21 protein-coding genes are annotated in these 19,978 nt (G+C 41.7%); 4 read left to right on the top strand and 17 right to left on the bottom strand.

The window, feature by feature from the left end; all coding sequences use genetic code 11:
- Positions 1-223 precede the first annotated feature (223 nt).
- Both MHB56_RS27650 and MHB56_RS27645 read left to right on the top strand, forming a co-directional pair.
- Entirely contained in the window at positions 224-844 is a 621-nt protein-coding gene (locus MHB56_RS27650) for a TetR/AcrR family transcriptional regulator (protein WP_076218025.1), read from the top strand.
- Between the two features lie 47 nt (positions 845-891).
- A complete protein-coding gene (locus tag MHB56_RS27645; protein WP_341144244.1) occupies positions 892-3,195 on the top strand; it encodes an MMPL family transporter in 2,304 nt (767 codons plus the stop codon).
- Between the two features lie 112 nt (positions 3,196-3,307).
- Here MHB56_RS27645 and MHB56_RS27640 read toward each other — a convergent pair whose 3' ends face one another.
- From MHB56_RS27640 to MHB56_RS27615, 6 genes are all read right to left on the bottom strand, one after another.
- On the bottom strand, positions 3,308-4,441 hold the full coding sequence (locus tag MHB56_RS27640; RefSeq protein ID WP_341144243.1) for a GNAT family N-acetyltransferase: 1,134 nt from the start codon (positions 4,439-4,441) through the stop codon (positions 3,308-3,310).
- 37 nt (positions 4,442-4,478) lie between these two features.
- A complete protein-coding gene (locus MHB56_RS27635; RefSeq protein ID WP_341144242.1) occupies positions 4,479-5,108 on the bottom strand; it encodes a hypothetical protein in 630 nt (209 codons plus the stop codon).
- 114 nt (positions 5,109-5,222) lie between these two features.
- Complete coding sequence (locus MHB56_RS27630) at positions 5,223-6,008, bottom strand: ABC transporter permease (RefSeq protein WP_036686696.1); 786 nt, start codon at positions 6,006-6,008, stop codon at positions 5,223-5,225.
- A gap of 6 nt (positions 6,009-6,014) precedes the next feature.
- Positions 6,015-6,764, bottom strand: a complete 750-nt coding sequence (locus MHB56_RS27625; protein WP_051491475.1) for an ABC transporter permease — start codon at positions 6,762-6,764, stop codon at positions 6,015-6,017.
- Between the two features lie 127 nt (positions 6,765-6,891).
- Positions 6,892-7,947 (bottom strand): ABC transporter ATP-binding protein, encoded by a 1,056-nt coding sequence (locus MHB56_RS27620; protein WP_076126169.1) that lies wholly within the window; start codon positions 7,945-7,947, stop codon positions 6,892-6,894.
- A 78-nt stretch (positions 7,948-8,025) separates the two neighbouring features.
- Positions 8,026-8,808, bottom strand: coding sequence for a GTP cyclohydrolase II (locus MHB56_RS27615; protein WP_036686690.1), 783 nt, complete (start codon positions 8,806-8,808; stop codon positions 8,026-8,028).
- A 194-nt stretch (positions 8,809-9,002) separates the two neighbouring features.
- On the opposite strand from MHB56_RS27615, the gene MHB56_RS27610 reads away from it, so the two are divergent.
- Positions 9,003-9,329: a winged helix-turn-helix transcriptional regulator gene (locus MHB56_RS27610; RefSeq protein WP_036686688.1), complete on the top strand. Its 327-nt coding sequence runs from the start codon at positions 9,003-9,005 to the stop codon at positions 9,327-9,329.
- Between the two features lie 77 nt (positions 9,330-9,406).
- On the opposite strand, the gene MHB56_RS27605 is transcribed toward MHB56_RS27610, so the two are convergent.
- The 11 genes from MHB56_RS27605 to MHB56_RS27555 all read right to left on the bottom strand — a co-directional run bounded on the left by MHB56_RS27605 (position 9,407) and on the right by MHB56_RS27555 (position 18,827).
- Positions 9,407-10,291: an ABC transporter permease gene (locus MHB56_RS27605; protein ID WP_341144241.1), complete on the bottom strand. Its 885-nt coding sequence runs from the start codon at positions 10,289-10,291 to the stop codon at positions 9,407-9,409.
- On the bottom strand, positions 10,288-11,280 hold the full coding sequence (locus MHB56_RS27600) for an ABC transporter ATP-binding protein (protein WP_076126163.1): 993 nt from the start codon (positions 11,278-11,280) through the stop codon (positions 10,288-10,290). The genes MHB56_RS27605 and MHB56_RS27600 overlap by 4 nt, the downstream gene beginning before the upstream one ends.
- Positions 11,280-12,365: a DUF4179 domain-containing protein gene (locus MHB56_RS27595; protein WP_341144240.1), complete on the bottom strand. Its 1,086-nt coding sequence runs from the start codon at positions 12,363-12,365 to the stop codon at positions 11,280-11,282. Before MHB56_RS27595 ends, MHB56_RS27600 begins: the two co-directional genes overlap by 1 nt.
- 46 nt (positions 12,366-12,411) lie before the next feature.
- The gene (locus tag MHB56_RS27590) at positions 12,412-12,930 is read right to left on the bottom strand and encodes a sigma-70 family RNA polymerase sigma factor (RefSeq protein ID WP_076135192.1); all 519 of its coding nucleotides are present in this window, start codon (positions 12,928-12,930) and stop codon (positions 12,412-12,414) included.
- A 119-nt stretch (positions 12,931-13,049) separates the two neighbouring features.
- A complete protein-coding gene (locus tag MHB56_RS27585; protein WP_036686678.1) occupies positions 13,050-13,367 on the bottom strand; it encodes a hypothetical protein in 318 nt (105 codons plus the stop codon).
- 143 nt (positions 13,368-13,510) lie between these two features.
- Positions 13,511-14,965, bottom strand: a complete 1,455-nt coding sequence (gene nagE / locus MHB56_RS27580; RefSeq protein WP_036686675.1) for an N-acetylglucosamine-specific PTS transporter subunit IIBC — start codon at positions 14,963-14,965, stop codon at positions 13,511-13,513.
- 47 nt (positions 14,966-15,012) lie between these two features.
- A complete protein-coding gene (locus tag MHB56_RS27575; RefSeq protein WP_076126158.1) occupies positions 15,013-15,519 on the bottom strand; it encodes a PTS sugar transporter subunit IIA in 507 nt (168 codons plus the stop codon).
- Positions 15,520-15,541: 22 nt separating this feature from the next.
- Positions 15,542-16,414, bottom strand: coding sequence for a PRD domain-containing protein (locus MHB56_RS27570; RefSeq protein ID WP_076305489.1), 873 nt, complete (start codon positions 16,412-16,414; stop codon positions 15,542-15,544).
- Between the two features lie 213 nt (positions 16,415-16,627).
- The gene (locus MHB56_RS27565; protein WP_036686669.1) at positions 16,628-17,011 is read right to left on the bottom strand and encodes a DivIVA domain-containing protein; all 384 of its coding nucleotides are present in this window, start codon (positions 17,009-17,011) and stop codon (positions 16,628-16,630) included.
- 93 nt (positions 17,012-17,104) lie between these two features.
- A complete protein-coding gene (locus tag MHB56_RS27560) occupies positions 17,105-17,464 on the bottom strand; it encodes a helix-turn-helix transcriptional regulator (protein WP_036686667.1) in 360 nt (119 codons plus the stop codon).
- Between the two features lie 1,003 nt (positions 17,465-18,467).
- On the bottom strand, positions 18,468-18,827 hold the full coding sequence (locus tag MHB56_RS27555; RefSeq protein ID WP_256716644.1) for a GNAT family N-acetyltransferase: 360 nt from the start codon (positions 18,825-18,827) through the stop codon (positions 18,468-18,470).
- Between the two features lie 251 nt (positions 18,828-19,078).
- On the opposite strand from MHB56_RS27555, the gene MHB56_RS27550 reads away from it, so the two are divergent.
- Positions 19,079-19,969 (top strand): GNAT family N-acetyltransferase, encoded by an 891-nt coding sequence (locus MHB56_RS27550; protein WP_341144239.1) that lies wholly within the window; start codon positions 19,079-19,081, stop codon positions 19,967-19,969.
- The last annotated feature ends 9 nt before the right edge of the window (positions 19,970-19,978 follow it).

Here is a 19,978-nt window from a genome sequence, read left to right as displayed (position 1 = left end):
CTGTAATTATGTACTCTTTTCATCTGTTGATAAAGAGAAATTATTCTATTTTTATTTCCTGTTTTCTGCTGTGAAACTGCCGGGAATTTTCTATAAGCAGATCCCAAAGTATAAACTTGCCCAATGAGAAAGTTTGCACATTGGGCAAGTTTGCATTAGTATAAAGTCAGTAATCCTAATCTTCACCACAATTACAGCTATATGGGAGGTGTATACATAAATTATGATTAAACAAACGTTGAGAGATTTCAAAAAAGAAGCCACTGAAAAAGCGCTAGCTGAAGCGGCATTCGAACTTGCACTTGAACATGGGTTGGACGGTTTTGTTGTTGAAGATATCGTGCAAAAAGCCGGCTACTCCAGAAGAACTTTCGCAAACTATTTCACATGCAAGGAAGAGGCAGTTGCGATGGGAGCAGTTACCGTACGGAACACGAATGAATATGAGGAATTGCTCACCAAAATCCCTGAAAATGCCTCCCTGCTGGATACCTTATATCAACTAATTAAGATGCAACTTACATCTGAGCTTATAGGGAGGTTGCGTGAGCTTTCTTTACTTTCCCGAAAATTCCCAGCTCTCGAGCCCCATTATCTAAGAGCAATACATCTTACGCAAACTGGAGCACAAAAAACATTGTTGCACTTGTCAAATGGGAAGTATGACGAGGTCTATACTTATCTGCTTATAAATTCGGTTTACGGAACTGTACTTCCCTTAATTGACGGAAAACTTAATGTGCTGCTTCCGGGACAAACGACGAGCGACGATCCAAGTCCTGAAACGCTTACGTTCGATCAATTTTTGGAAACTATTTACGGATATTTACGCAACGGATTCTAATAGGCTAACAATCAGTTTTCATCATCGAGGGAGTGTAAAATAGATACATGTCAACATTATTATACAGAGTGGGAAAAACCGCTTATCGCAAACCTGGGTACTTCATTTTAGGTTGGATTTTAATTTTAGGAATTGTCATCTCTATGATCAGCATGAATGGTATTCATATCAGTTCAGAAATGAAGATTGAAGGCACGGAATCGCAAAAGATTTTGGATCAATTAGCAACAGAACTTCCGGCTGCATCTGGTGGACAAGGAAGTGTCGTGTTCAAAGCACCTGAAAATGAGCGATTGGATACGCCAGAACGTTTGGCAGCGATCACTAAAGGTGTTAATGAGGTTTACGGTATAAACGAAGTGATTAATCCTGCGGATTACGCAGCGGAAGCAAGTAGTTCAACTACTGAAGCAACTCAGGCTGCCAGTATGGATCAGTCTGCAGCAGCCACAGCACCCCTTTCCTATGGTCCTCTGATGGCAGATGGCGTTCCAGTACCTGGAGTTATTCTTTCCGCAGACGGTAGCATTGCATTGTTCCAATTCCAGTTTACTATTGAGCAATCTGCTATCTCTCAAGATATTTTTGATTCTGTAATTGATACCGTCAAGAATGTCGAGAAAGATACTAACATTACTGTACTGCCGGGCGAGACACTTAAATCAGTATCTATCGGTGTAGGATCAGCTGAGATTGTCGGACTTGTCATTGCTGCAATTGTTTTGCTGGTGACGCTTGGCTCTGTCGTTGCAGCAGGTCTGCCCCTTATAACTGCACTGCTTGGAGTCGGCATCGGTGTAGGTGGAGCATTTTCTATTTCCAAATTCATTGAAATGCCTAGTGTCACTTCCGTCTTGGCGCTTATGATTGGATTAGCCGTCGGAATCGATTATGCTCTTTTCATTGTAAATCGCCAACGCCGGATGATTATTGATCAAGGATTAAGCGCACAAGAAGCTGCGGCTAGAGCTATTGGCACATCCGGCAGCGCCGTATTTTTCGCCGGTTTGACGGTTATTATTGCTCTCTGCGGTATGCTTGTAATCGGGCTTACTTTCTTATCAACGATGGCGTTAGTAGCAGCAGCTACCGTCCTCATCAACGTATTTGTTGCCTTAACCCTATTGCCGGCATTGCTCGGATTGGTGGGTGAACGCATCTGTTCGCCTAAAGCTCGCAAGAAAAACAAGGATCATCATACAACGGGTAACCGCGGTATAGCTGATAGATGGGTTAAATTCGTCATCAAGTATCGTTGGGTCACTATTGTTGCCATCGTCGTGGTACTTGGCGTAGCAGCAACCCCTATAGCCAAAATGGAAATGGGCATTCCCGGAGCTGCCTCAGCGAATTTGGACACGGTAGCAAGACAAAGTTATGATGCTATATCCGAGGGTTTTGGAGAGGGCTTTAACGGACCGCTTATTTTGGTTGCAGAACCAAAGAATTCTTCCACTCCAGTCACTCCGGAGCTCCTAGGAAATCTTGTAAAAGAGCTCCAAGCTCAAAAGAATGTCGCGTTGGTCACTCCTCTGGGCATGACTAAGGATTTGGCTATCTTCAGTCTGATTCCAGAAACGGGTCCTAGCGATATAACAACCAAAAATCTGGTGAATGATTTACGGGCTGCGGAATCTAGTATCGCTCAAAGTAATGATGTTAAACTCGGGGTTACCGGCTTTACCGCTGTTAACATCGATATGTCGGCCAAACTGGCAGATGTATTTCCCATTTATGTAGGAATCATCATTCTCCTATCGCTCATTATTCTTCTGTTGGTATTTCGTTCGATTATCGTTCCTATCAAAGCTACGATCGGCTTTCTGCTTAGCATACTCGCTACCTTCGGGATCACCACAGCCGTGTTCCAATGGGGCTGGCTCCATTCTCTCTTTGGTTTCGACACCGGTGGCCCATTGCTAAGCTTTATGCCAATCATCGTTACGGGTATCCTATATGGGCTCGCGATGGACTATCAGGTTTTCCTTGTCAGTTCCATGCGTGAATCGTACGTTCATGGTCATGAGGGATCAGAGTCCGTTGTTCATGGATACAACCAGGTGAGTCGTGTCGTTGTAGGTGCTGCTATAATTATGATCTCCGTTTTTGCAGGGTTTATTTTTACGGATGATGTCATGATTAAACAAATTGGTTTTACACTGGCCGTAGGGATCTTAATCGATGCCTTCATCATTCGTATGGGATTAGTCCCTGCTGTAATGTCTATTTTCGGCAACAAAGCTTGGGCACTTCCAAAATGGCTCGACCGTATTCTGCCAAACCTGGATGTCGAAGGCGAGAAACTGATTGCTACACTCAATGCTAAAGACAAATCTAATTCCATGAAATAGAAACAATAATAAACAGCCTGAGTCCTGTATTCCTAGGGGTTCAGGCTGTTTTGTTTCTGTGGTAGGGTTCACTTCCCTCGAAGAGCAGATGGGCAAGGCTCTGGAAATTATCTCATTGAAGATTAAGGATTAAAGCGGGGCGCACACCGTAACAAGCTAAGTTGACATGTCCGTAACTGCGAATACTGCTACGAGTACCTACAAAATACGCACGTGAAGAAATCGCAGGTTGAGTTCTCAGCCACCACCATGAGCAGCCAAACTCTTCATTTTTCTCAAGGATATAATCAGCTTTGACTTTTTTATCATACACATACAATTTACATCCATCGTTCTTTTTCACTTTGGAGAATCCCGTTCCTATCGCCCTACGCTTCGCACGTAAAGTATCTTCTCCAAGTTTAAAGGTGAATTCATTCGCCTCCGAAACACTAAGCAGAAAAATCTTATCTTCCGTGTTTGTACTTCCCTCTCCGTTATCTGTGCACTGTGTAGTCTTGATGAGCCTGTGCTCGGAGTCATTAAAAGCGGCATTATAAAACTCATCGTTCAACCACTTTCGCAAATCGGAGTCACGCCATGTAACGTCAACATATTCACTGTGATACCGCCTGCAATCCAAAATGTACTCGCTCAAAATGAACAGTTCTCTACCTGAATTTTGCAGCACTCGCCACTTTATCGGCATTTGGTCTGCTCCGTCCGCCATTTGCGGATAAGAGCCAAAAGTAATTAGTTCGCCGGGTTTCGCCCGCTCATACACGAAAGCAAGATTATCATTTTCATTACAAATCATAATTATAAATTCTGTAGTTCCTTTAACGATTTCAGCTTCCCTGCTAAATCCTAGTTTTTCATACAAGCGTATCGCTCTATCGTTGAACTTCGCCACTGTCAGCCGCTTTGGTTTTTCCTCGAATCTCTCATTAATATAGTTAAGGACTGTTGTGAAAAATAGAGTCCCATTCCCCTGTCCGATTAACTCAGGCTTCATTCCTAAACCCACATCTATAAAATCCTGAGAATATGTATATTTATCATTTGGAACCTGTGCTGGACTTCCTACACAGAAGAATCCGATCAATTGTTTATCTGCATCAAGTACAGAAAAAAATGCTTCCTCTAGCATTTCACTTATAGCTTCAGGAGTTAGTTCATTATTGTAAAAATCATAGGGTGGATCATATTGCCAGCTTAAAATATCCCTAGCAACATCAGCATTCAGCTTTTCCACGTAAAGTTCCAATTTCGCATCCCCCTTTGTTTTCAAAATCGATAAGTCCCTAAGAGTCTAGCTCTGCTAACTCCTGAAGGATTGTCTCTACATCACCATCAGGATTTAACGCTTTGATCATCTCTTTTGTAATGGCTGCCCCCTCATAAACTTGTGCAACAACCTCTAAAGGGAGTGTGAGTTCAAAATAACCTTCGGCAAATTCCACAAAATCCTCAGCTGTGCGGAAAATAGTCCCTAGCAAAAAGTCCGAACCATCTTCTACCTCCGCTGGAATCTCTACCTTCCCCTTCTGCCACGTCAAATCATTATTTTCACGCCAAAAACAAAAAGTAACATCATCCTTAGCTATCGCCTCATCTTCCAGTAAAGACAATAGCGAGGTTGGGACCTCTTCATAGATTTCTGGCCAAACTTCATGTTCGTCACGCGCATATGGACTTACTTCGGACTCATGATCAAAACCTTTAATTATCGTTCCTTGAGGTGTAAAAATAATAAACAAATTATCGCCTGAGCCATTATCGATCGATGCTAGAGAAACATTCTTATCAAATTTAGAATCAAAACTATGATAGCGAAGCCAGTCCTCTGGACATAGGACAATATTTAGAGAAGCAAGTATTTTCATAAGTTTTTTTAAGTTTTCGGGTGCTGGTAAAATATCTAACACATTCATCTATGATTCCTCCCCATTGTAGATATAAATGATTTTAGCATATTCATGATTCCGAGTGAAAAAAAAAGACTACCCGAAGGTAGCCTTTCCAACTTAACAAAACACTAGCTTAACTTAAGACCCCGCACCTTTATATCTTCGTACGCCATAACTCCAGGCTAACAAACCAATCCCCAGGAATATAGCGCCTACTACAGGTGTCATCAGAGCAAGGCTGGTCATCTCCTCCCGCTGTAGAAAAAGCGCGGCTGGATACACTCCGACGAATGCAAATGGAATGATCCAAGTAAGCAATACCTGTATAGCACGATTGTAAATCGTTACCGGGTAACGGCCATAAGTCTGAATGTTGTACATTAACGGAAGAATGCCAGTAGGAGCATCCGAATAGAAAGACAATGAAGTCAACGTTGTGTAAATCCCCGTATAGATGGCGACCGCACTTAACGTTAGAATGATCAGAGCCGGTATCGTCCACCATTCAAAGGGAAGACCCAAATTGCTGCCACTGATGGCCATAATAATAATACCTATGAATGAGCCCATAAGTGCTGGTGGATCAACATTTTCCAAAAAGATCTGGAACAAATTATGAGCTGGGCGTGTCAAAATACGGTCCATCTCACCTTTAACGATGTAACGTTCACTAAATCCCCATAGATTCACAAAACAACTAAAGACCCCAAATGGCACCATAAAGAATCCATAAACGAACACTACTTCATTCTGATTCCAGCCGCCCAGGCTATCTGTGTGCATAAAAATTACGAGAATAAAGATAAAGTTGGTAGCTTGAAAAAGTAAGTCTGAAATGACCTCTACCCAAAAGTCAGCGCGATAGGTGAGCCGGCTCTTCATATAGTTTTTGATATATTCAATTAATAATCCCAGGTAATACATGTTTCCTCAACCTCCCTGCACGAAGAGACGCTGCCGCGCCGCATGATATAACCAGACAATTGGAATCAGCAATACCAGGAACCAAATAATTTGTATCCCTAATACATTCCATATTCCAACCCCTTGCACCCGTCCCGTAAACACTGAACCTGGCAAGTAGGTAATCGCCTGAAACGGCAGCACCTCAAGTACGGAAGATAACCAGTTAGGAAACAGACTGATCGGTACGATTAAGCCGGAGAATAAGTCTACAATCACCCGCTTCATTCGCATCATGCCTTCATTATTTTCTACAAAAAATGCCGAGAGCCCTGTAATGATATTGATCTGTGAATTAATTAAAAAGCTGAAAAAGAGCATCACCAGGAACCCTGCCCAAGCAGATGGCGCTGTTGGCAATTGAACCGGGAACAGCAACATCGCTATGGCCATGCCGGGAATCATAAATAAGAGGAAGCGGAACATTCCCTCTCCAAGACCTTGCATCATTTTGACTAAGACATAGTTATAGGGCCTTATAAACTGGATAGCGATACTTCCATCACGGATATCCGTAGAGATTTCGCGGTCTAGGTTATTAAAATAAAAGGCTCTAGCCATCCACGATACAGCTACATATGACGTCATTTGCGTTGCAGTAAAGCCACCCAATGAATCCCCATTGCCATAGATGGCCATCCAAGTGAAATAGTTAACCCCAATATTCAGTGAATAGATAAGAATACCTGAGTAGTAGTTAATCCGATAAGCAAGCATGGTAAGAAAACGGATGCGTATAAAATCTAAGTAAGCCCCGAATAGTAATTTACGGCTATTCTCCTGAGGACCACCAGAAGATGCGCCTCCTGAGGAGGAAGACATAGCCGTTGCAGGATTAAGCTTATCAGACATGTAAAGCCTCTCTTTCATCCTTCAGAGCGGCAGCCATTTCATCAGGCTTGTCTGCAGACCCAGATTGATAAATACTGCGAACAATATCGTCCGTATTGGTCTCTATGATTTTGATATCAGTAATGTCTGCTTTTCCCACTACTCTGCCTAATACATCCGATACATTTAGCTCTAGCGGTATCCAGACAGATGCCCCTAAATCGTTCTCCGCAGACCAAGTAACAGGCAATCCCTCAGTCCATAACTCAAGTTGCTGACGTTTCGTAGCATTTCCAAATTGAAATTGAACCTCACGTCCGGTTCCCCAACGCTGCTTCAGGTCTTCCAGTCCTCCGTCATAAATGATACGGCCATCATCAAGCATTATCACTCGGGAGCAAAGCGCCTCAATATCTTGCAGGTCATGTGTAGTCAGCAGTATGGTTGTCCCATGCTCGCGGTTCATATCTTTTAGAAATTCACGGATCTCTGACTTCACCACAATATCTAAGCCAATGGTCGGTTCATCCAGAAATACAATCGACGGATTGTGAAGCAATGCTGCCACTAATTCACAACGCATCCGCTGACCTAGACTTAGCTTACGAACCGGACGATTCAGCAGTTCTTGCAGTTGCAGTCGTTCGACCAATTCATCCAGCCGTTTCTTGAAATCTTGTTCAGATACCCGGTAAACCTTGCGCAGGAGCTGGAACGACTCAATCACGCCAATGTCCCACCATAGCTGACTGCGTTGCCCGAATACCACACCGATATTTTTCACGAATTTCTCGCGCTCCAAATACGGAACATACCCACCTACTGTCAGGTTTCCGGAAGTCGGCACGAGAATACCTGTGAGCATTTTGATCGTGGTCGATTTCCCAGCACCGTTCTCGCCGATATATCCACAGATCTCACCTTCAGGAATGGAAAAGGAAATGTCCTTCACCGCAGTCACTTCCGTATATTCCCTTTTAAACAAATCAGCGAAGGCCCCTTTGAGACCCTCGCGGTTTTTTTGTACTTTGAATGTTTTGCGTAAGTCTTGTACTTGAATAGCAGTCATATTGTACCTCACTAAGCTTAGAGTTGGTTCCCAGTACCCCATTATAATAGAAGAAGCGCAAAAGCACTACTTCAATCTTTACTTAGCCAGTCTTTCATTTAGCGAATGGGTGTCCTTCACAGCTTCTAAATGCCCTGAGCGAGCGACTTTAGTCCGCAAATATTTCTCGTTAAAAGAAGATACATCTCCCCATAACGCTACTCTTTTCACGGCATTCATCCCTGCAGCCTTGAGCGCATCCAATTTCTTCGGATTATTCGTAATCAGCGTCACTGGTTTGTGACGTAAAGTTTGCAGAACACTGATTGCCTCTTCGTAGTTTCTTGAATCATCAGCAAATCCCAACTCTAAATTAGCCTCAACTGTATCGTATCCTTCTTCCTGTAAAAGATACGCTAAAGATTTGCTGAACAGGCCAATGCCTCTTCCTTCATGATTCGCGAGATAAAATAATGCCCCAGAGCCATGTTCAACAATCATTTTCATGGATTGATGCAGCTGGAATCCGCAATCGCAACGTTTACTGCCAAAAATATCGCCAGTATGGCAGATGCTATGCATCCGGATCAATGCATCCTCAGACCCTTCGAAATCGCCATATACCAACACACTGGATTGTTGTCCTTCTGCTAAGTTCATGGATGGCAAACGTGAAATTAAAGCTGCCGTTGCTTTACTGCTATCCTCTTGAAGAAGCTCTGCATCCGTTGTATTCAGCCAGTTGTACCATTTAAAAACAACGGTCTCGCCGTCTAAATTCACCGGTAACGTAATGGGTCCAACCAATATATTTGTGGAATTTGCTAAAGGAATTCGCGTGATTTTATTCTGTAAAATAGAAGTGATTTCTGGTTTAATCATAATTACACCTTCCTCATTGTTCATCAATGCTTAGATAGAGCTAAGCATAAGGATAAAATATTAGTTAAATTATAAGTAACTATTTGTAAGTAAGTTTATCATTGTAATATAACTTCGTCAAGTTATAATATATCTTTAAATATTTATAATTACTTTATGTAAGTTTATGATATAATGAATGTCGAGGTGATATTATGAATGATTTCAACATGTGTCCTCGCTTTGAAAAAGCGGTAGACTTGCTAAGTAAACGTTGGGTCGCGCTTATTGTTTTCGTGCTTATGCCAGGGCCACGCCGTTTTGGTGAAATTGAGAGCTGTCTGTCCAATCTCAGTGGCAAGGTGTTATCTGACCGATTGAAGGAAATGGAAACCGAAGGTATTATAGAGCGAACTGTATATCCTGAAATGCCAGTACGTATTGAGTACTCTCTGACTCCAAAAGGCACAGCGCTTGCTCCTATACTTGGTGAAATTGGAAACTGGTCTACCGAATGGATTGAGCTTGGTATTAAGAAATGATTCCCGCTACACAACACAAAGAGCCCTAATTGTCCTGATCATGAGACAAGAGGGCTCTTTTTGGATTAACATCCCCTTTATAAGTCTTTTCGCTCGAAGCGAAGTAGACCTATAACAAAAGCTAACAGGGTATATCCTATCGCATAAAAAATAAACATATTTGACGGAACCGTATTAAAATCCAGCAATCCATTCATGCTGCCGAACAATCCTATCATTCCACTCATTTCATTAGCGCTGAACAGGACGGCGGTCATTTTCCGCTGTAAACCATCCACTGGCATAAGCAGTGCCATCATTCCTGACAAATTATTTAATGTGTCAAGGACATCGGGTTCTAATCTCAGCGATCCTCCGATCTTATCAATCATCCCACCTAACCAGCCTGCTCCATATAACATTGTCATAAAGACACCATTCCCCACTGCTGAGAAGAATCCAGAACCCAGCATAGAAATCGTAATTAGCAAAGGCACTACAGAGGAGAATAACAAAAATGATTTCAATAGGACTACGACGTCTCTAGGAACGGTGGCATGGATCTCAGTAATCCATAAAATAGAAATAAATAAAATCAAGGCATAACCGATCCCAAGCGTCACATATCCAAGCCAGCGGCCTGTGTACCATTTCCACCGCGGCAGCGGTCTTGGCAGTAAAGCCTGCATAACCCCTTGTTCCGCTTCACCTGCAATAGCTGAGAAGGAACTGAAGATCGCCAAAAAGGCGAGTACAAAAGCGCCAAAAAAGAATCCAAGTGATAATATAAAAGCACCATTTGTAAAATTAGCTAAGAGATGCTCGCCACTGCTAATATCTGTTCTGTTCGGTATTCCGCTTTGTCCGATCGTATTTGCCACAAACCAAAATCCTATAAGAAAGACAATGGTCATAAGCAATGTTAATACCATTACTCGTTTACGCAGCAATTCCTTCCAGGTCATTCCTATGATTATTCTCATTCGTGTTCACCTCTGTGACTTAGGCCGGATACAGCACTCATAAACCAGTCTTCCAGACGTTCTCGCTTCCGTGAGACTTCATATAAGGTCATGCCCTGTTCAATAATTAACGTGTTCAGCCAGCCTACTTGCTCCTCATTCTCCAATTCCGCTTCCAGCCAAACTGTGCTACTCTCCAATGTAGCTGGGAATGAAGCTCCTTTTTCAGATTGAGCTCCGATATCCGCTGAAACTTTGATCTGAAGTTCAGTACTATCCTGTAACCAAGACAACAAAATAGGCGTAAAACCGCCCACTTTAAAATGCCAGCTTGTTCGCTTATTTAAGATCTCAGATACTTTCCCATGCCGCAGTATAACTCCGTTATTCAGCAGTGCCATACGGTCGCAGATGAGTTCAACATCCTCCAGTAGATGAGAGTTAAGAAATATTGTAACTCCCTTCTCTTTTAGCCTCTGCAAAATATTCCGAACTTCCTGACGTCCAATCGGGTCTAGCGCCGATGAGGGCTCATCCAGAAAAACGATGGCCGGATTGTTTACAAGAGCGCAAGCAAGCCCTAATCTCTGCTGCATCCCTTTGGAATAATGTTTCACACGATCCCGTCCACGGTTTCCAATTCCAACTTCCGCTAGAAGCTCTGGAATTCTTTTGTCGGCTACAGATCGATCTACACGGCACAGCTTGGCATGCAGTCTTACTACTTCTTCCCCCGTAAGCCATTCTTGATAGCGATATAATTCCGGTAAATATCCGATTTGGGACTTGGCTTCAAGTGAACCGATCTTATGACCAAATAGAGTAGCACTACCATTCGATGGACGAATGAGACCTACCAACATTTTGACAAAGGTACTTTTCCCCGCACCATTAGGGCCGAGGAAGCCAAAGGCTTCCCCTTTCCCAACAGTAATCGTTACATCACGGCAACCACGTCCGTTATCATATTCTTTAGTCAAAGACTTCGCTTCTATTGCAGCAGCCGTCATTATTCAATCAACTCCCCTAGCTTCTCTAAGAATACAGCTTTATCTGTATACACGCTTCCTCCGTTGAAATCAAACAGTTGTCCGTTCTGTACCCAAACGGCCGAGTACACAATCCCTTGACTATATTCATTCTGATTCAGTAGAACCGTTGTATCTTTAATCTTTATTTGATCGGTATTCAGGCCTTTTACCAGTGGCAGAGGAATTTCACCCGATAAAATGCGGCTCTGCTTTAAGCTGGATTTCAGATAATCTGGCAGCAATGGAAAATCGATTATAGCTTCCAAAGCTTCATCAACCTTTATAGTTGGATCTACCGTAATTAAAGGAGTCTTCGTCTGTGTAAGATTAGCCCATTTATCATTATCAATCGAAAGATCATAATTCACGATCTCCGAAAGATCTAATTTAATTTCTTTCCCATCTATGGCTTCTGGAAGAAGCTGTTTTGCACCCAATCTTTTCATTGCTTTATTAACTGCTTCAATATTAAGCTTCAAGGTTATTTCTTGTGAATTGGTTATATATGCGCTCTTCACATTCTCGAGCAAAGTTCCGCTTGGAAGTGTAACACCTAGAGTCTCTTCCACCTGATTTAGCGGAATAATCCCTTTATTTGAACCAAAGGAACTTGTAAACACACCAAATTTGTTCATAGCTTCATTCATGGATTGACTTTCATTTACCTGATAAAAAATATCCCGGATATCATTTTCATTCACAACTGTAACTTCTTCCATCCGAAATTGATTCAGCAGCGATGCCATAGCCGTATTTCCTACTGGAGTTCCAAGTATAACCGCAAAGATCGCGGCACCTGCCACTGCTACTCCCCATTTGCGCCGACGATTCATGCGAGGACGCTTGGATGGGCGATTAGCTGTTGGACTGTCATCCGTAGATTGAGGCTGGTCTATTTGTGGATCTGTTTTGTCATCATCTTTCATAACATCCACAGACAACTGCTGACTCCACACAGACCATTTGGGACTTGCAGGCTCAGACGCTAACTTGTTTTGCAATTTGGCCCAGGCTTCATCTGTATGTTGTTTATTATGATCTTGATTTAGCGGTTGTTTAGTCATTAGTAATCCCTCCTAAATAATTTGGAGCTTCGCTTATCTCGTTTTGTTATTCCGTCTGAGACAGTGATTTTGCTGCATTTTGTCTTAACCTCTGGGTCGCACGGTGCAGTAATGTCCCTACTACGGGAGGTCTTAGACCAAGCTCGCCTGCTATTTCCGCATAACTGTAACCAGAGTATCTAAGCAGAAGCGCTTGTCTATCCCTGTCAGGCAGCTCGTTCAACCATTCATGAACATCCTCCTGATCCAGCTTACTGATTAAGACTTCCTCTCCTGAAGGAGGTGATTCCCCCACTTCGTATAACTGTTCTTGTTTATTTTGCAGCCGCCGTTCCCTTGCTTTTTTGTCCAGATAATCATATCCAATACGAGTAAGGACTCTATGAAGCCAGGCACCCAGCGCTGCTGGATCATCTGGGGGGTTACGATACAATCTCAGAAAAACTTCTTGTGCCAAATCATCTGCTGCCGACTCATCACGAACCAAAGCGGTCAGCTTACGTCTGACAATAGGATAATGTTCATAGAATATTGCTTTAAAAATTTCAGATTCCGGAATTTCCATCTTGTAAATCCTCCTTATCAGCTGCAGCTATAAGTAAGACGACTATCAATGTATTTTTGTATCAAGATTACGTAAAAAAAGACAGCCCCTAAATTAATAAGGAAACTGTCTTCTAGTGTTTACCTAATTCGAATGTAACGATTAAGAATCTTTTTAGATAAAATACTCCGTTCCAGCCTAAGCTCCCAGAGCTGCTCTTTCCACTGAAACTGTTGCTCTGAATGTTCATTCTCCCGTAACTTCTCAAACAGCTTCATAATCATTATGTTAATGGCATCAAACCTTGACCAAAGTTCTATTACACTTTCTTCTTGTATCTGAGGACTTTCCGCTGCTGCACTAAGATTCTTTAAGCGCTCAATGATGTCAGCCTGCCACTGCCCATCTTTAATCGCCTTGGCGTAATTTAAAAGATCCAAATAATCATCGACTGACATGTGTACCGACTCCTTTGCTTACTTATACCAAGTATTATACTAGGCATTATCTATAAAGCAACCCTTTATCTCTGGACACAGCAAAAAAACAGGACTGGTATGAGAACCAGCCCTGTTTAAGGATTTCAACATGATCAATTTAGTTATAAAAGCTTTTGAATATCATCTTTAATTTGCTCTGATTTTGGACCAAATACGATCTGCACAGCCCCTTGACCCAGTCTCATAACACCGGAAGCTCCGAGCTGTTTCAATGCGGAATCTTTAACGGCTTTTTCGTCATTAACAATCAGACGAAGGCGTGTGATACATGCATCGATATTGCGGATGTTCGATGGACCGCCGATGTTCTCAAGAATTTGAGCAGCTTTAGAAGACGATGAAGGCGTTCCATTACCTCCAGGTGGTGCTAACAGACTTTCTTCATCATCATCTTCACGTCCAGGTGTTTTTAGCTTGAACAATGAGATAATAAAGCGGAATAGTACATAATACAAGACGAAGAATCCAAGACCCACAGGAATAAGTATCCATGCATTAGTAGACAGTTTCAGGTTTACAAGATAATCGATCAAACCTGCGGAGAAACCAAAACCAAGCTTAACATCTAAAATGTACATCAAGGCCATGGAGAATCCTGTTAATAAAGCATGAACTCCGTACAAGAGTGGTGCTACGAACATAAAGGAGAACTCAAGTGGTTCAGTGATCCCTGTTAAGAAAGAAGCAATGGCAGAACCGATGAAGATGGAAGCAACCATTTTACGTTTTTCCGGTTTAGCTGTATGAATAAATGCAAGTGCTGCCCCTGGAAGCGCAAACATCATAATTGGGAAGAATCCAGTCATAAACATCCCAGCAGTTTTATCTCCAGCGAAGAAGCGGTACAAGTCACCATGCACCAGTTCACCAGCCGCATTCGTAAAATCACCAATTTGGAACCAAGCAATCGTATTAAGCACGTGGTGAAGACCGAACGGAATCAGCAAGCGGTTAGCTGTACCGAAGATGAATGCTCCAACAGCCCCCAGTGACACAACCCAGTTCCCGAAGTCACTGATAACATCTTGTATCGGACTCCAGATCATACCCACAAATACAGCAAGAACCATCATAGAAGCTGCCGTAATGATTGGGACAAAACGTTTACCTGCAAAAAATCCGAGCCAATCAGGCATTTTTATATTGTGATATCTCTTGTATAAGAACGCTGCCCAAGCACCGGCAAAAATACCACCAAGCACACCCATGTTCAATACAACATCATCATTGATGAAAGAGAATTGAAGCGGTACGATAAGCAGAATCTTAGTCAGTACCATGTAAGAAATTACTGCTGACAAAGCTGCTACGGCGTCACCGGCAAATCCAATGGCAACCCCTACCGCGAAGATTAAGGCTAGGTTACCGAAGATCGCATTCGCTCCGGCGTTTAGAAATGGAGCAAAGTATTGATTCAGAAATCCACCAATGGTCGCTCCTAGCGGAATATCTTTTTCGTAGTTAAGCAAACCAAACCCTTGAAGAATAGCTGCCGCCGGCATGGTTGCAACAGGAAGCATTAACGACTTACCTAGTTTTTGTAGAAAAGCCAACATTTAAAATCATCCTTTCGGTTCAATAGTAGTAGTGCTCTATAAACCATTTACTTTGAAGCCACGGTAAGAATCAGATCCTGTCCTGCTGTAACCTGACCATAATGTCCGCTTACTTGAGGTGGATTCTCCTCTGTACTGGTCACGATTACAGGCGAAATTGTGTCACAACCTGCCGCGCGAATTACGTCCAGATCAAATTCGATTAGGGTTTGACCTGCTTTTACTTGATCTCCAGAGGTTATATGACTGACAAAACCGTTGCCCTTGAGGCTGACAGTATCGATTCCGATATGTAATAGCAATTGCATACCGGAGGAATGTTCCAGAATGACTGCATGACTCGATTTCACGATATGAGCAACCCTACCGTCAAAAGGCGCTTTCAAAATTCCTTCAGAGGGTTTTATTGCAATTCCGTTACCCATATGACCGCCAGCAAAGGTTTCATCCGGAACCTGTGCTAGTGGAACTGACTCCCCGCTGATTGGTGCCATGATTTCGATGGTATGTTCAGTATGTTTCTCTTCTTTTTTTGATTTCCATTTGGAAAACATATGCTCCACTCCTCTTAAGATGTTAATTTGATTTCACTAAGGTCTGAAATAACCGATGCAAATGCATGGCTAGAAAACATAGTTCTTCTTCCGGAATTTCGACCTCAAGCGATCTTTGCATTACTTTACCGAGCTTTTTAGCCAGCTTGTATTCCTCTTTGTATTCTTTCTTAATATGTTTCACAAAGGGATTATCTATTAGTGATCCTTTTAAAATACGTTCCAGCGAAAAACGCAAGTGGATCATTAATCGGATATGATTCATACTGCCGTGCTCAAAAGTTATCTTTCGTTCTTGCTGAATCATGTCTAGAAGCTCATTGACAATATTAGAGGCCTTGACTAACTGACCAACCGATACATTATTGACTGCTGAATACACATGATAAGTAAGAAATCCAATCTCATCTTCGGGGATTTGCACTTGAAATTCAGCATTGATTTTCTCCGATGCCTTGTAAGCGATCTCAAATTCCTTCGGAAATGACATTTTGGTTTCTTGCAAAAACGGATTAATAATATCCATCCCGTTGCGCAGACGGTAGATGGTGAACTGTATGTGGCTCGGGAGTGCCAGATAAATCTTGTCGTTTAACTTGTCAGGAAATTGACTTTGGATATCTGCAATTATCTCATCAGTTATTTTCATTACCTTAGGATCTATATCTTCCAGCAAAACTTGATATTGGCTCCAGGCTTCGCGATCTTCTAGACGAAACAATTTCTCAATCCGAACATCATTTCCTTCGATCACACCAGAACCCTTCACTGCAAATCCAATACCTTTGCCAATGATGACATATTCCTTCCCGTTTTTGCTTCCCTGAACCATTACAACGTTATTCCCAATTACACGCTGTACTTGAAATTGCTCGATCTCTCGCGACAAGCTCATCACTCCTCTCCCTAATTATCGTCAAATTGGAACAAAAAAAGCCAAGAATTGTCTAATGGAAATAAAGACAATTCTTGGCTCATGCCCTTAACGGTAACACGCCACTAAAATATAAATGATCATTTATGAACATATCATAATTCATGAACTGCTAACTCGTCAATGGTAAATTTAGAAATGTCAAGCGGAGCTCCAATTATCCCAAACAGCGCCTTATAAAAACTCTTCCACGCGAGGAAGCTTATCTTTAAGCTGGCGGACGTTAGTTTCAAGTCTCAGAATAACCTCTTCCAATTCTTTTGGATCAATGCCTCGGGAAACAGGAACCTGGATAACCTCTGTTTTTGTTTCTGCCTTTAATTCCCGCATTTCCAGCTGCTGCTCTTGCCATTTATCCATCAGATCAGCTATCGTCGCATAGAAACGTTCGTAATCTTTGATTACGCTGTCCAGAAATGTATCTACTTCCTCCGCATCGTAGCCACGCAGCTTCATGCTGAATTCTTTTTCATGTATGGTTAGAGCGTCTAATGTGATGCCAAGTTGACTGAACAGCTTCCGCTGTTTGTCTAACCGGCGTTTCATATGTTCATCCATCTTTTGCTACCTCCAAGTATATACTGCAATCATCCGGCAGTAACCATTATAACAGGGTGAGAGCATCCTGAAAATATTACTATAGTTGCAGTTCTAATAGTTGTCCACAACAGCTTTATTCAAAATGCCTAAGCAGCGGTCAAGATCCGTCTTTACCTGCTTTTTATATAACTTTGCTTTCTCTTCTCCATCTGAGGTGAAATGGTAAAGTACGATTTCTTGAAAATCCACTTTAGGGTCATTGCCTTTCAGCTGCTTGGTTCGATATAAAATCCCTTGCTGCACCAGCTCATGCAGGGCGCGATAGATTTCACTCTGTGGAGGGGAATAACCATGGGCTTTGAAATCCCGACGTAAATCCTCCAGCATTTGATATCCGTAACCGCGGTGTTGTTCTACCATTGTTATAAGATACACTTTGATAAACGCTCGTTGAGCAATCATAAACGCCATATAAACCCTCCTCATGTTGTAAATGTTGTTGGCTAATCTTTCCTTCTATTACTCTAGTATAAGCACTATTTTCCAACTTTCACAACCTGAAATTTGATAGAGGGTTCACTTATTACGTTGTTTATAGAGATTTGGTGGGATATAGGATGATTTATGTGGATGTGGGTAGGTAGGGTTTGGTTTTTTTGTGGTTTTCTATTGTGAATTTTTCATATGATGAAAGCACGGAATAAACGGTTGTAAATCGTTGATTTCGTAGAATGATCCTCGAAGAATTAGATCCACAGCTTCGGCACGATACAAACTCCATCTGAACCCGCATGCTTCTGCACTCTCCCCTCCCATTCTTTGTTTAGTTTGATCAGTTTAGTTTGTTCAAGTTTGCTCGTTCGAGCTACTATCGGACCCCATTGACTCTATTCGCTGCTTCTCCCCACTTTTGTTGTGTTATCGGACCCCATGGTCTCTATTGGCATAAAAAGTAACATATATACAGCTATTCTTGTGGAACAGCTGCACTGGAGTCCGAAACTACTCTGAAAAAGCTTAATATTTGCAAATAGCGTCTTCTGGGTCCGAAAGTTTCTGCGCAAAATAAACTCCATCTGAGCCCACATACTTCTGCACGAAACAAACTCCATCTGAATCCACATGCTTCTGCACTCTCCCCTCCCATTCTTTGTTTGGTTTGATCAGTTTAGTTTGATCAAGTTTACTCGTTCGAGCCACTATCGGACCCAGTTGACCCTATTCGCTGCTTTTCCCCACTTTTGCTGTCCTATCGGACCTCATGGGCACTATTGGCATAAAAAGTAACATATATACAGCGATTCTTGAGGAATAGCTGCACTGGAGTCCGATACTACTCTGAAAAAGCAAAAAATATGCAAATAGCGTCTTCTGTGTCCGCAAGCTTCAATAGAACATCGATCCACAAAACAAAACGCAAAAAAGCGATCCTCCTTGTATTGAAGAATCGCTTTCCAAGTAACCTCTCTAATCACTATTTCATAGCGTTTTTCTCCATAAATTCATCCTTCGTCAATCCAAACAACAGTAAGTCTAAATACTGTCCATTTGTATAAATAACTTTCCGGCGCACGCCTTCTTGAACACAACCCACTTTTCTAAGCATAGCTGCTGAGGGTTCGTTACCTTCGAGCGTACATTCGTTAAACTTGTTGAGTCTAAGCTCCAAAAAAGCATACTTCAACAGGATGTTGATAGCTCTTGTCCCATACCCCTTACCTCGATGATCTCTATCCACTTGCACGCCTATACTGAACGTACCATTTTTCTCGTCTATGCTATTAAGATTTACTCCACCCACATATTCACCATTCAGATTTTCGATCGTAAACATTAGCCGCTGTGATGAGAATTCTGCAAATGTGAACAGATCTTAGTCTTATTTTCTCATCCTGCCAAAAATAATGACAGTAATCTATCTCTCTCATCTTATACCTCCGAGTCAATAATTTAGAGATTATGATAACACATCTACAGGATTATATTGGTATAGTATTTTTAAAATCAACTTTACGGTTAAAAAGCATAGTATTATATATTCATAAAATGCGAATCCCAAAATCATCTGAAATAGAGGTATATTCTATGAATGAATATCAATTGATTAGCGATTATAAACACATCGATAAATATAAGCTTAGCTTCAATTCTTTAGCCCAATCAATCTTTGGTATTGATTTTAAACCTTGGTATGAACAAGGGGGCTGGAATGACAAATATATTTGTTATTCCTTTATCGATGAAGATCACGTCATTGCGAATGCATCTATTAATAAAATGACTATTCTCATCAACAAAAAAGAATACAACGCCATCCAAATTGGGACGGTGATGACACATCCTGATTATCGTATGCAAGGTTTATCCCGAAAATTAATAGACCACATTATCGCTAAGTACGAACATGAATACGACTTCCTCTACTTATTTGCTAATGAGCGCGCTTTGGATTTTTATCCTAAATTCGGGTTTGAACGCATGCAAGAAAGCAGCTTTTCACTTAATGTTGCTCATCTTAGCAATCAGCCAACTACAACCTACTCTGTGCGGCCTTTATCTATAGGTAACCCCGTTGATTTTAGCATGATCAAAAATTTTGCAGTCAAAAGAACACCAGTATCCTCCGCGCTAAGTGTGATAAATAATGAACATCAGCTGCTGTTTTATTTTATTCTTCCTTTTCATGATTCCTTTTATTATATTGAAGAGGCTGACGTTATTGTGATCTTTAAACATGAGGATCATCAGCTTCATATTTTTGACATTATCAGTACAACAAGTTTTGATATCAACACAGTATTGAAAAGCATTATTTCTCCGGAAACTGAGGTTATACATTTTTATTTCACACCAGATTATCCAATCGATCAAGTTAAGGCAGAATTAATTTCCCAGAGTGAAGATACCTTATTTATACGTCCGCTATTAAAAGAACTCCCTCAACATTTCATGTTTCCTATTACCTCTCATGCCTAGTTAACGAAT

The organism is Paenibacillus sp. FSL H8-0315 (assembly GCF_038005365.1).
Taxonomy (GTDB): domain Bacteria; phylum Bacillota; class Bacilli; order Paenibacillales; family Paenibacillaceae; genus Paenibacillus_AQ; species Paenibacillus_AQ odorifer.
Note: the sequence above shows the minus strand (reverse complement) of the source record. Positions and strands in the feature narration are given on the sequence as shown.

Excerpts from the sequence above, each read along its gene's own strand:
- MHB56_RS27650 (WP_076218025.1), top strand. The coding sequence starts at position 224 with ATGATTAAACAAACGTTGAGAGATTTCAAAAAAGAAGCCACTGAAAAA.
- MHB56_RS27645 (WP_341144244.1), top strand. The coding sequence starts at position 892 with ATGTCAACATTATTATACAGAGTGGGAAAAACCGCTTATCGCAAACCT.
- MHB56_RS27635 (WP_341144242.1), bottom strand. The coding sequence starts at position 5,108 with ATGAATGTGTTAGATATTTTACCAGCACCCGAAAACTTAAAAAAACTT.
- MHB56_RS27630 (WP_036686696.1), bottom strand. The coding sequence starts at position 6,008 with ATGTATTACCTGGGATTATTAATTGAATATATCAAAAACTATATGAAG.
- MHB56_RS27625 (WP_051491475.1), bottom strand. The coding sequence starts at position 6,764 with ATGCTTGCTTATCGGATTAACTACTACTCAGGTATTCTTATCTATTCA.
- MHB56_RS27620 (WP_076126169.1), bottom strand. The coding sequence starts at position 7,947 with ATGACTGCTATTCAAGTACAAGACTTACGCAAAACATTCAAAGTACAA.
- MHB56_RS27615 (WP_036686690.1), bottom strand. The coding sequence starts at position 8,808 with ATGATTAAACCAGAAATCACTTCTATTTTACAGAATAAAATCACGCGA.
- MHB56_RS27610 (WP_036686688.1), top strand. The coding sequence starts at position 9,003 with ATGAATGATTTCAACATGTGTCCTCGCTTTGAAAAAGCGGTAGACTTG.
- MHB56_RS27605 (WP_341144241.1), bottom strand. The coding sequence starts at position 10,291 with ATGAGAATAATCATAGGAATGACCTGGAAGGAATTGCTGCGTAAACGA.
- MHB56_RS27600 (WP_076126163.1), bottom strand. The coding sequence starts at position 11,280 with ATGACGGCTGCTGCAATAGAAGCGAAGTCTTTGACTAAAGAATATGAT.
- MHB56_RS27595 (WP_341144240.1), bottom strand. The coding sequence starts at position 12,365 with ATGACTAAACAACCGCTAAATCAAGATCATAATAAACAACATACAGAT.
- MHB56_RS27590 (WP_076135192.1), bottom strand. The coding sequence starts at position 12,930 with ATGGAAATTCCGGAATCTGAAATTTTTAAAGCAATATTCTATGAACAT.
- MHB56_RS27585 (WP_036686678.1), bottom strand. The coding sequence starts at position 13,367 with ATGTCAGTCGATGATTATTTGGATCTTTTAAATTACGCCAAGGCGATT.
- nagE (WP_036686675.1), bottom strand. The coding sequence starts at position 14,965 with ATGTTGGCTTTTCTACAAAAACTAGGTAAGTCGTTAATGCTTCCTGTT.
- MHB56_RS27575 (WP_076126158.1), bottom strand. The coding sequence starts at position 15,519 with ATGTTTTCCAAATGGAAATCAAAAAAAGAAGAGAAACATACTGAACAT.
- MHB56_RS27570 (WP_076305489.1), bottom strand. The coding sequence starts at position 16,414 with ATGAGCTTGTCGCGAGAGATCGAGCAATTTCAAGTACAGCGTGTAATT.
- MHB56_RS27565 (WP_036686669.1), bottom strand. The coding sequence starts at position 17,011 with ATGGATGAACATATGAAACGCCGGTTAGACAAACAGCGGAAGCTGTTC.
- MHB56_RS27560 (WP_036686667.1), bottom strand. The coding sequence starts at position 17,464 with ATGGCGTTTATGATTGCTCAACGAGCGTTTATCAAAGTGTATCTTATA.
- MHB56_RS27555 (WP_256716644.1), bottom strand. The coding sequence starts at position 18,827 with ATGTTTACGATCGAAAATCTGAATGGTGAATATGTGGGTGGAGTAAAT.
- MHB56_RS27550 (WP_341144239.1), top strand. The coding sequence starts at position 19,079 with ATGAATGAATATCAATTGATTAGCGATTATAAACACATCGATAAATAT.